This is a genomic window from Micromonospora sp., assembly GCF_048594385.1.
In the GTDB taxonomy this organism is placed as follows: Bacteria; Actinomycetota; Actinomycetes; order Mycobacteriales; family Micromonosporaceae; genus Micromonospora; species Micromonospora wenchangensis.
Map to the genome: position 1 here is coordinate 20,201 of NZ_JBMDWU010000436.1, position 10,359 is coordinate 30,559.

Annotated in this window: 10 protein-coding genes; 4 read left to right on the plus strand and 6 right to left on the minus strand. The window is 73.1% G+C overall.

Annotated elements, in window-relative coordinates:
• Together ACOJTC_RS23765 and ACOJTC_RS23770 are read right to left on the minus strand one after the other, a co-directional pair.
• Nucleotides 1-684 (minus strand): response regulator, encoded by a 684-nt coding sequence (locus ACOJTC_RS23765; protein WP_420118548.1) that lies wholly within the window; start codon nucleotides 682-684, stop codon nucleotides 1-3.
• The gene (locus tag ACOJTC_RS23770) at nucleotides 681-1,991 is read right to left on the minus strand and encodes a sensor histidine kinase (protein WP_420118549.1); all 1,311 of its coding nucleotides are present in this window, start codon (nucleotides 1,989-1,991) and stop codon (nucleotides 681-683) included. The genes ACOJTC_RS23765 and ACOJTC_RS23770 overlap by 4 nt, the downstream gene beginning before the upstream one ends.
• 212 nt (nucleotides 1,992-2,203) lie before the next feature.
• Between ACOJTC_RS23770 and phoU the strand changes: the two genes are divergently transcribed.
• Complete coding sequence (gene phoU / locus ACOJTC_RS23775; RefSeq protein ID WP_420118550.1) at nucleotides 2,204-2,857, plus strand: phosphate signaling complex protein PhoU; 654 nt, start codon at nucleotides 2,204-2,206, stop codon at nucleotides 2,855-2,857.
• A 73-nt stretch (nucleotides 2,858-2,930) separates the two neighbouring features.
• On the opposite strand, the gene ACOJTC_RS23780 is transcribed toward phoU, so the two are convergent.
• Nucleotides 2,931-3,698, minus strand: coding sequence for a phosphoglyceromutase (locus ACOJTC_RS23780; protein ID WP_420118551.1), 768 nt, complete (start codon nucleotides 3,696-3,698; stop codon nucleotides 2,931-2,933).
• 151 nt (nucleotides 3,699-3,849) lie between these two features.
• Between ACOJTC_RS23780 and ACOJTC_RS23785 the strand changes: the two genes are divergently transcribed.
• On the plus strand, nucleotides 3,850-5,190 hold the full coding sequence (locus ACOJTC_RS23785) for an MDR family MFS transporter (protein ID WP_420118552.1): 1,341 nt from the start codon (nucleotides 3,850-3,852) through the stop codon (nucleotides 5,188-5,190).
• Between the two features lie 407 nt (nucleotides 5,191-5,597).
• Here ACOJTC_RS23785 and ACOJTC_RS23790 read toward each other — a convergent pair whose 3' ends face one another.
• From ACOJTC_RS23790 to mshA, 3 genes are all read right to left on the minus strand, one after another.
• Entirely contained in the window at nucleotides 5,598-6,332 is a 735-nt protein-coding gene (locus tag ACOJTC_RS23790; protein WP_420118553.1) for a hypothetical protein, read from the minus strand.
• Between the two features lie 76 nt (nucleotides 6,333-6,408).
• Entirely contained in the window at nucleotides 6,409-6,924 is a 516-nt protein-coding gene (locus ACOJTC_RS23795) for a YbjN domain-containing protein (RefSeq protein ID WP_088646095.1), read from the minus strand.
• Nucleotides 6,925-6,984: 60 nt separating this feature from the next.
• Nucleotides 6,985-8,349, minus strand: coding sequence for a D-inositol-3-phosphate glycosyltransferase (gene mshA / locus ACOJTC_RS23800; RefSeq protein ID WP_357926150.1), 1,365 nt, complete (start codon nucleotides 8,347-8,349; stop codon nucleotides 6,985-6,987).
• Nucleotides 8,350-8,531: 182 nt separating this feature from the next.
• On the opposite strand from mshA, the gene ACOJTC_RS23805 reads away from it, so the two are divergent.
• Complete coding sequence (locus tag ACOJTC_RS23805) at nucleotides 8,532-9,299, plus strand: SDR family oxidoreductase (protein WP_420118554.1); 768 nt, start codon at nucleotides 8,532-8,534, stop codon at nucleotides 9,297-9,299.
• A 6-nt stretch (nucleotides 9,300-9,305) separates the two neighbouring features.
• The gene (locus ACOJTC_RS23810; RefSeq protein ID WP_420118555.1) at nucleotides 9,306-10,103 is read left to right on the plus strand and encodes a class I SAM-dependent methyltransferase; all 798 of its coding nucleotides are present in this window, start codon (nucleotides 9,306-9,308) and stop codon (nucleotides 10,101-10,103) included.
• The last annotated feature ends 256 nt before the right edge of the window (nucleotides 10,104-10,359 follow it).

Below are 10,359 nucleotides of genomic sequence, written 5' to 3' on the forward strand. Positions count from 1 at the left end.
CTACGGCTCGAACTTGTAGCCCAGCCCGCGCACGGTGACGATGAACCGGGGCGCGGACGGCTCCGGTTCGATCTTGGAACGCAGCCGCTTGACGTGCACGTCGAGGGTCTTGGTGTCCCCGACGTAGTCGGCCCCCCAGACCCGGTCGATGAGCTGCCCCCGGGTGAGCACCCGGCCGGCGTTGCGCAGCAGCAGTTCCAGCAGCTCGAACTCCTTGAGCGGGAGCTGCACGGCCGCCCCGTCGACGGTCACCCCGTGCCGTTCGATGTCCATCCGGACCGGGCCGGCGGCAAGCGTCGGGGCCCCCGACTCGGTCACCTCGGGGCTCTGCCGGCGCAGCACCGCCCGGATCCGGGCCACCAGCTCCCGGGGCGAGTACGGCTTGGTCACGTAGTCGTCGGCGCCGATCTCCAGCCCGACCACCTTGTCGATCTCACTGTCCCGGGCGGTCACCATGATGATCGGCACGTGCGAGCGCTGCCGCAGCTGCCGGCAGACCTCCGTCCCGGACATCTCCGGGAGCATCAGGTCGAGCAGCACGATGTCCGCGCCGGTCCGGTCGAACTCGGTGAGGGCGGAGGTGCCCGTCGCGGCGACGGAGACCTCGAAACCCTCCTTGCGGAGCATGTACGACAGGGCGTCGGAGAACGACTCCTCGTCCTCGACCACCAGTACGCGGCTCAACGGGGTGTTTCCTTTCCTACGGTCAGGCCCGGCGCAGGGTCGGTCGGGCCGGGCTCGATACCAGCGGACGGCAGTAGCGACTCCAGGGCGTCCGGAGGGCTGGCGGGTAGCCGGAGGGTGAACGTCGACCCCCCACCCAGGGTGCTCGCCACCTCCACCCGGCCGCCATGGTTGCTGGCGATGTGTTTGACGATGGCCAGGCCGAGGCCGGTGCCACCGGTGGCGCGGGAGCGGGCCTGGTCGGCCCGGTAGAACCGTTCGAAGATCCGGTCGACGTCGGTGGGGGCGATGCCGATGCCCTGGTCGGTGACGGAGACCGTGACGTGGTCGTCGTCGGCCCGGGTGACGACCCGCACGGTGGTGTCCTCGCCGGAGTAGGTGATCGCGTTCTCCACCAGGTTGGACACGGCGGTGGCGAGCTGACTGTCGCTGCCGTACGCGGTCAGGCCCCGCTGTCCTTCGGTGACCACCTGGACCCGGCGGGCGGTGGCCGAGGTGCGGGTCCGGTCGAGCACCTCGGCGATCACCCAGTCGACCGCGACGGGTTCCGGCGCGGGTTGCGGCTCGGCGCCCTGGAGCCGGGTCAGCTCCAGCAGCTCCTGCACCAGCCGGCCGAGCCGGGTCGACTCGTGCTGGATGCGCTCGGCGAACCGGCGGGCGGCCAGCATGTCCTCGGAGAGGTCGGGTGCACCGTCGGCCGGCTCGGTGGCGTCGACGAGCGCCTCGGCGAGCAGTTGCAGCGCCCCGATCGGGGTCTTCAGCTCGTGGCTGACGTTGGCCACGAAGTCCCGCCGGACCCGGGCCAGCCGGTGTGACTCGGTCACGTCGGCGGCTTCGACGGCGATGTACCCGCCACCGATGCCCATCGCCCGCAGGTGCACGCCGAGCGGGTTCTCCCCGGCGTTGTCGCGGCCACGGGGCAGGTCCAGCTCGATCTCGCGTCGCACCCCGGTCCGCCGGACCTGTCCGGCGAGGGTACGGATCAGCGGGTGGGCCGCGATGGAGCCGGGGGTGGCGCCGGTACGGAGCAGTCCCATCGCCCGGGCTGCCGGGTTCACCAGCACCGGTACGTCGTCCGGGCCGAGCACCACGACGCCGGCGCGCAGCGAGTCGATGGTCTTGCGGCCGAGCCCGCTGAGCCCGCCGGACTGGTCGTCGGGAATCGCACGCCTCCCCAGGTTCCCGTGGGGGCCCTCGCCCCCGGGCGACGCCGCACGGCGTCGCCAGGTCTGGACGGGACGCGCCAGCAGCAGCCCGGCGACCAGTCCGGTCACCAGGGCCACCACGATCGCCACCGCCCATTCCACCCGGCGATCGTAGGGTCATTGTTAACCTGGCTATCGCCCATAACAGGACGAACCACACTCGCTTTGGCAGAAATTCACTCCCGGGCCCCGCGTCGTTCATCCGGGTTCATCTGGGCTCCCGTCACCCCCGCCTACGGTGGGTCGCGCACCTGCTCAACCCGTACGCCAACGGTCCCCGCGACCACCGGCGGCACCGACCCCAGGAAGTGACGATGCGCGACGAGTTCCGGGCCGACCTGCAGATCGTCAGCCAACTGCTGGTGGACATGGCCGACGGCGTACGCGCCGCGATGCGCCAGGCCACCCGCGGCCTGCTGACCGCCGACCGCGAGGCGTCCGAGGCCGTGATCGCGCGGGACGCCGAGATCGACGACCTCTACCAGCACGTCGAGGAGCGGGTCTGTGACCTGCTCGCCCGCCAGGCGCCGGTCGCCTCCGACCTGCGCGCGATGATCACCGCGCTGCACGTCGCGGCCGACCTGGAGCGGATGGGCGACCTGGCCGACCACGTGGCGAAGACCGCGCTGCGCCGGCACCCCTCCCCGGCGGTGCCGGCCGAGCTGCGGCCCGTCTTCACCGACATGGCCTCGGTCGCCGACCGGATGGCCGAGAAGATCGCCAAGGTGCTGGCCACCCCCGACGCCGACATCGCCGCCGAACTGGACCGCGACGACGACGTCATGGACGACCTGCACAAGAGCCTGTTCGGCATGCTGCTCGGCGACGAGTGGCCGTACGGGGTGGAGACCGCCATCGACGCCACCCTGCTCGGCCGGTTCTACGAGCGGTTCGCCGACCACGCGGTCAACGCCGGTGAGCGGGTGGTCTACCTGATCACCGGGGAGACCACCCCCGCCGCCGGCTGACCCGCACCGCCCGACGACGGCGAAGGGCTCCCGGCCCGGCGATCTCCGCCGGGCCGGGAGCCCTGTCGTCAGCTCAGCGGCCCTGGTTGGCGACGGCGGCGGCGGCCTCCTTGGCGGCGGCCGGGTCGAGGTAGGTCCCGCCCAGGGTGAGCGGGCGCAGCTGCGGGTCGAGGTCGTAGCGCAGCGGGATGCCGGTGGGGATGTTCAGCTTGGCGATCGCCTCGTCGGAGATCTGGTCGAGGTGCTTGACCAGGGCGCGCAGCGATTTGCCGTGCGCCGCCACCAGCACGGTGCGGCCGGCGAGGATGTCCGGCACGATCGAGTCGTACCAGTACGGGAGCATCCGCGCCACCACGTCCTTGAGGCACTCGGTGCGCGGCATCAGCTCGGTCGGCAGCAGCGCGTACCGCGGGTCACCGACCTGGGAGAACTCGTCGTCGTCGGCGATCGGCGGCGGCGGCGTGTCGTACGAGCGACGCCAGAGCATGAACTGCTCCTCGCCGTACTCGTCCAGGGTCTGCTTCTTGTTCTTGCCCTGCAGGGCGCCGTAGTGCCGCTCGTTGAGCCGCCACGACCGGCGCACCGCGATCCAGTGCCGGTCGGCGGCGTTCAGCGCCAGCTCGGCGGTGCGGATCGCCCGGCGCATCACGCTGGTGTGCACCACGTCCGGCAGCAGGTCGTGCTCGCGCAGCAGTTCGCCGCCGCGGCGCGCCTCCGCCTCACCCTTGGCGGTCAGGTCGACGTCGACCCAGCCGGTGAAGAGGTTCTTCGCGTTCCAGTCGCTCTCGCCGTGCCGCAGCAGGACCAGCGTCCCGACGGTGGGCCCCTCGCTCGCAGTCATGCCGATCATCCTGCCGCACGGCGTCCGGGGACACGCGGGCGGTGGTGGTGACGACCACCACGTGGAAAAACGGATGACCGGTGTCCGCCCCCGGAACTAGGTTGTAAGGCGCTTCAAGGACAGCGGTCATTACCTGAGCGGGGGCGCGGGCGTGCGGACGGTACGGGGTTGGTTCCGGGAGACCACAGGCGGGCTACCGAGGACCTTCTGGTACCTCTGGACGGGCACCCTGATCAACCGGCTCGGCTCGTTCGTGCTGGTCTTCCTCGCCATCTACCTGACCCAGGCCCGCCACTTCTCGGCCGCCCAGGCCGGCCTGGTGATGGGCCTGTGGGGGGTCGGCGGCGCGGTCGGCACCACCGTGGGCGGCACCCTGGTCGACCGGTGGGGACGGCGGCCCACCCTGCTCACCGCCCACCTGGGCGCGGCCACCATGATGCTGACGCTCGGCTTCGCCCGGCCGCTCTGGGCGGTCGCGGTGGGCGCGCTGCTGCTCGGCACGTTCGCCGAGGCCGCCCGGCCGGCCTTCGGGGCCATGATGATCGACGTGGTGCCGGAACGGGACCGGCTGCGCGCGTTCTCGCTCAACTACTGGGCGATCAACCTGGGCTTCGCCTGCGCCGCCGTGCTCGCCGGCCTCGCCGCCGAGGCCGGCTACCTGCTGCTGTTCGTGGTCGCCGCGGCCACCACCCTGGTCACCGCGCTGATCATCTTCGTCAAGGTCGGCGAGACCCGCCGCGCCCCGACGACCAGCGCCGTCAAGGGTGGCACGAGCGGCCCGCCCCGGGTGGGTGCGCTGCGCACCATCGCCGCCGACCGGGTGTTCCTGGGGTTCGTCGTGCTCAACCTCTTCGGCGCGCTGGTCTTCCTCCAGCACATCTCGATGCTGCCGATCGCGATGGGCGACGCCGGTCTGTCCCCCGCCACCTACGGCTCGGTGATCGCGCTCAACGGGGTGCTGATCGTGGTGGGGCAGCTCTTCGTCCCCCGGCTGATCCGTGGGCGGAGCCGGTCGCACGTGCTCGCCCTCGCCTCGGTGGTGATGGGGGTCGGCTTCGGGCTGACCGCGTTCGCCGACGCCGCCTGGTTCTTCGGGCTGACCGTGCTGATCTGGACGCTCGGCGAGATGCTCAACTCCCCGTCCAACGCCACCCTGATCGCCGAACTCTCCCCGGCCGAGCTACGGGGCCGCTACCAGGGTGTCTTCTCGCTGTCCTGGCAGGTGGCCGGGGCGGTCGCCCCACTGCTCGGCGGACTGGTCCGGGAACACGCCGGCAACGCCACGCTCTGGCTGGGCTGCGCCGCGATCGGCGTGGCGACCGCGCTGGCCCACCTGCTCTCCGGGCCGGCCCGGGAACGCCGGGCGACCCGCCTGCGCCGCCCCGAGGTTCCCGTCGTGCCGGTCACCGCCGTCGGACCGCCGGCCCCGCAGTCGGCCGAGGCTGCCGCGACCGCACCCGCCGAGCCGGTCCCGGCCCGCACCCCCGCCTGAGTACGCCCCCACCGCGCCTGCGGTGGCACCGGTTCAAACGGCAGAGCGCCCACCGGCGACCGATGGTCGCGGTGGGCGCTCGTACCGCCTGCCCGGCGGCGGCGGGCGACCCTCACCCCCGTAAGCGTCGCCCGCTCGCGCCGCCGGTTCCCGGGTGGCACCGTCCCCCAACGGCGTGACCCACCCGATTGCGTCTCGCTCGGTGCACGGATCTGATCGATCCGCCGCTCCCCCGAACGTTTCCGAGCGTGACGCGGTGCAATAAAGTTAGTTCGCCCGGATTCCGGATTCAACCTTCGAGCACTGTCTCGCCGGTCACAACACCGACCGTCCCCGCTCCGGTGCTCCTGTTCCGGGCTCCGTGACTGCCAACACGCGGCTACCCGGCAGCCATTCCGGTAAACCCCTCAGCCGTCTTCCCGATCGGGTGACTCGGTCCGGAAGAAGTTGCTCGGCCGGCCGTCGCGCAACTGCTCCTGGAAGATCAGGTTCAGCTTGCGCGAGTCGAACGTCCGGAACCAGTCGTCCCAGGTCACCACCCGCAACCGGCGGCTCTCCCGGTAACCCGGCAGGTCGAAGGTGAGCACCCCCGGCCGGCCGTTGCGCTCGGTACCGGCGATGGTCGCCGGCTTGGCGCCCCGGGCCGCGGCCCAGTTCCGGATCACCTGGTGGTTGGTGGTCACCAGGCTGCGCCCGGGACGTTCCGGACGGTCCGCCGGAGACGTGATGAGCTGCGCGGAGCGCACCGAACGGGAGGTGGACCGGCCGGTGCGCACGCCCGTGGCGCGGGCGGCCTTCGCCGGCGTCGCCTTCGCCCGCGTACGCGACGGATTGGCCTTCGCGGCCCCGGCCGTGCTCCGGCGGGCGGGTGCCCGGCCGGACGGGCCGGTGCTGCGGCGGGCGGCGCCGCCGGCCCGTCCCTCCGCGCGCAACGTCCGCGCGAGCGCCTTCACCAGTTCCGGCTTACGCAACGCGGAGATCCCGGAGACCCCCCGCCGACGCAACTGACCCCGGATCTCGTCGACCCTCATCCGGGAGATCTCCGACTCGGAGATGCCCGGCGTGTTCGGGGTCCGGTTGCCGGCCTGACGCGTGGTCCCGGTCGCCGTCGCGCCGCGACCTGAGCTGTTCCGCTGAGCCATGACACGCTCCTCGACAGTCCGTCCTCGGCCTGCGGCGGGTCCCACACTGCCGCGCCGCAGCGCTGCGGCATACCCGTCAGGACCGGTCCGAACCTCCGGCGGACGGGGTGAACAGGTGGGCGAAGGCGGCCAGGTTCGCGGTCGACTCGCCCCGCTTGACCCGCCACTCCCACTCCCGGCGGATGGAACTGCCGAACCCGATCTCCAGCATGGTGTCGAAGGACTCGTCGGCGTAGCTGAGCACCGCGCCGAGCAGCCGGTCCAGCTCGTCGGCGTCGACGGCGGACGGGTTGACCCGCCCGGTGAGGTAGACGTCGCCGACCGCGTCGATCGAGAACGCCACCCCGTACATCCGGGCGTTGCGTTGCAGCAGCCACGCCCACAGCTCCTCGCGCCGCTCGTCGGGCTGGCGCATCACGAACGCCTCGACCCGCAGCGCGTGCTCGCCGACGATGAGGTTGCAGATCGTCTTGAGCTTGTGGGTGCCGGGCAGGGTGACCGCGTACGAGCCCTCGCCGGTGGCTTCCCAGTCCAGTTCCCGTTCGGTGCAGACCGCCTCGATCAGGGCCGCCAGCTCGCTCTTCGCGCTCATCGGACCCACTCTACGGCCGCCGTGGCCGCCCCACCCGGCGACGAGGGGCGGGGCACCCGGTCACCAGGAGCCGGTGAGCGCCGGACCGTCGGCCAGCCGGGCCGCCAGCCGCTCCCGGTGCCCGGTGACCGCCTCGCCGTAGACGGCGAGCAGCCCGGAGACGGTGCGCTCCCAGGAGAAGCTGCGGGCGTGCCGGGCGGCCCCCCGACCCAGCGCCTCCCGACCGGCCCGGTCGGGCAGCAGCCGGGCCAGCGTACGGGCCCAGTCGGTCGGATCGTGGCCGTGCACGAGCACGCCGCTGACCTGGTCCCGCACGGCGGTGACCAGGCCACCCACGGCGGCGGCGACCACCGGCGTGCCGCAGGCCTGCGCCTCCAGGGCCACCAGCCCGAAGGACTCGTTGTGCGAGGGCACCGCCACCAGGTCGGCCGCCCGGTAGAGGGCGGGCAGGTCGTCCCCGGTGCGCGGCGGCAGGAAACGCACCCGGTCGGCGACCCCCAACGAACCGGCCAGCTCGATCAGGGAGGTGGGCCGGTCCAGGCCGCTGCCGCTCGGGCCGCCGCAGATCACCACGGTCACCTGGTCGGCGAGGGCCGGGTCGCGTTCGCGCAACGCGGCGACCGCGCGGACCAGCACGTCGGGGGCCTTCAACGGCTGGATCCGGCCGACGAACGCGACGACGTACCCGTCGGTGGGCAGGCCCAGCCGGCGACGGGCGGCGCGGGTCGTGACCTCCCGGTCCCCGGCGACGGGTCGGAACCGCGCCAGGTCAACCCCCGGTTCGACGACCGTCACCCGGGCCGGGTCGGCGGCGTACCTGTCGATCAGGTCGGAGGCCTCCGCCCGGGTGTTCGCGACCAGCCGGTCGGCCTCGGCGACCACCTGTTCCTCGCCGATCACCCGGGCCTTCGGCTCCGGCCGGTCACCGGCGGCGAGCTGGGCGTTCTTCACCTTCGCCAGGGTGTGCGCGGTGTGCACCAGCGGCACCCCCCAGCGCTCCTTGGCCAGCCAGCCGACCTGGCCGGAGAGCCAGTAGTGCGAGTGGATCAGGTCGTAGTGGCCCGGCGGGCGGGCCGCCTCGGCCCGCAGCACCCCGGCGGTGAAGGCACAGAGCTGACCGGGCAGCTCCTCCTTGGTCAGCCCCTCCAGCGGGCCGGAGGTGACGTGCCGGACGTGCACCCCGGGGGCCATCTCCACCACCGGGGGCAGGTCACCGGAGGTGGCCCGGGTGAAGATCTCCACCTCGACGTTCGCCTCGGCGAGCCGGCGGGCGACCTCCAGGATGTAGACGTTCATGCCACCCGCGTCGCCGGTGCCCGGTTGGTGCAACGGTGAGGTGTGCACCGACAGGGTGGCGATCCGGCGGGGCCGCGGCCACGGCAGGGAACCTCGCTGACGACCGACACCGGTGTGCTGATCCGCCACGTCCGCTCCTTCTGTCACGGTTGATGCCGTCCCGCACGACCGGCGCTCCTCGGACAACCTTCGCGCCGGATGCAATCTTCCCCATCGGGCTTCGGAAATGCCTCGCCCCGGGCCGCAGGCGTGACGGACCTCATCACGGGGCCCGGAGCGGCCGGTCACGCCGCCAGGGTGAGAATGACCTGATGACCTCTGTCGCGATCGTCACCGGGGCGTCCAGCGGGATCGGCGCGGCCACCGCCCGCCGGCTCGCCGCCGAGGGTTTCCACGTGCTCGCCGCCGCCCGCCGCACCGACCGGCTCGCCGGTCTGGTCGCCGAGATCGCGGCGGCCGGGGGCAGCGCCACCGCAGTGGCCTGCGACGTCACCTCGGACGAGTCGGTGGCCGAGCTGGCCCGCGCCGCCGCCGACGCCCCCGGCCCGGTCACCGTCCTGGTCAACAACGCCGGCGGGGCGCGTGGGCTGGACCCGGTGGAGACCGGCTCAATCGCCGACTGGCAGTGGATGTACGACGTGAACGTGCTCGGCACGCTGCGGGTCACCCAGGCCCTGCTGCCGGCCCTGGAACGCTCCGGCGCCGGCACGGTCGTGGTGCTCTCGTCCACCGCCGGTTTCACCGTCTACGAGGGCGGCGGCGGATACAGCGCGGCCAAGCACGCGCAGACCGCCGTGGCGGGCACCCTGCGGTTGGAGCTGTGCGGCCGGCCCGTCCGGGTGGTCGAGATCGACCCCGGGATGGTCCGGACGGAGGAGTTCAGCCTGAACCGCTTCGGCGGGGACGCGGCGAAGGCCGACGCCACCTACGCCGGGGTGGCGCAGCCGCTGGTGGCCGACGACGTCGCCGAGTGCGTCGCCTGGTGCGCCACCCTCCCGCACCACGTCAACGTGGACCGTCTGGTGGTCCGCCCGCTGGCCCAGGCCGCCCAGCACAAGGTGCACCGGGTCGGGTCGTGACCCGGGATGGCTGACCGGGGTCGGCAGCGGCCGGTGGGGTTGGTGACCCGGGGGACGACGAACCCGAACCGGCTCCGCCGGGTCGACAACTGGATCGTCGAGACCTGCGGCGACCGGCTACGGGCCGCCGCCGACCCGCTGGTGGTGGACCTCGGTTACGGCGCCACCCCGGTCACCGCCGTCGAGCTGCGCGACCGGCTGGCCGCCCGGGTCCGCGCCGACGTCCGGGTGGTCGGGCTGGAGATCGATCCGGTACGGGTGGCCGCCGCCGCGCCGGCCGCCGACCCACCGGGGTTGACGTTCGCCCGGGGCGGCTTCGAACTGGCCGGGTTGCGGCCCACCGTGGTCCGGGCGTTCAACGTGCTCCGCCAGTACGACGAGAGCGAGGTCGCCGACGCCTGGCGGACGGTCACCGACCGGCTCGCCCCGGGCGGGGTGCTGGTCGAGGGCACCTGCGACGAGCTGGGTCGGCTGGCCGGCTGGCTGCTGATCGACTCCACCGGCCCCCGGACGCTGACCCTGGCCGCCCGGCTGGCCACGCTGGAGAGCCCGGCCCGGTTGGCCGAGCGCCTGCCGAAGGCGCTGATCCACCGCAACGTGCCGGGCGAACGTATCCACGCCCTGCTCCGCGCCCTGGACGACGCCTGGCAGGCAGCCGCCGGGCTGGCCCCGTTCGGTCCCCGCCAACGGTGGCTGACCGCCGTCGACACCCTCCGGTCCACCGGCTGGCCCGTCCTCGACCGCCCGCACCGTTGGCGTCACGGCGAACTCACCCTCCCCTGGCCCACCATCGCCCCCACCTGACCGCCCCACCCGCACCTGCGCGCCCGTGCCCCGCGCCCGCCCGTGCCCCGCGCCTGCCCGTGTTGATCAAGAGCTTTGCGTCAGAATCCACCGCCGGCGTGACGCAAACCTCTTGATCACCCGACCCACCCGGCCCGGCCCGCCCCACCCCGCCGGGGGCGGCACCGGTGATCAAGAGGTTTGCGTCAGCTGGCCGCCCGGGCACGACTCCAACCTCTTGATCACGCCCACCGGCACCGGCCACCTCGGCACCGCG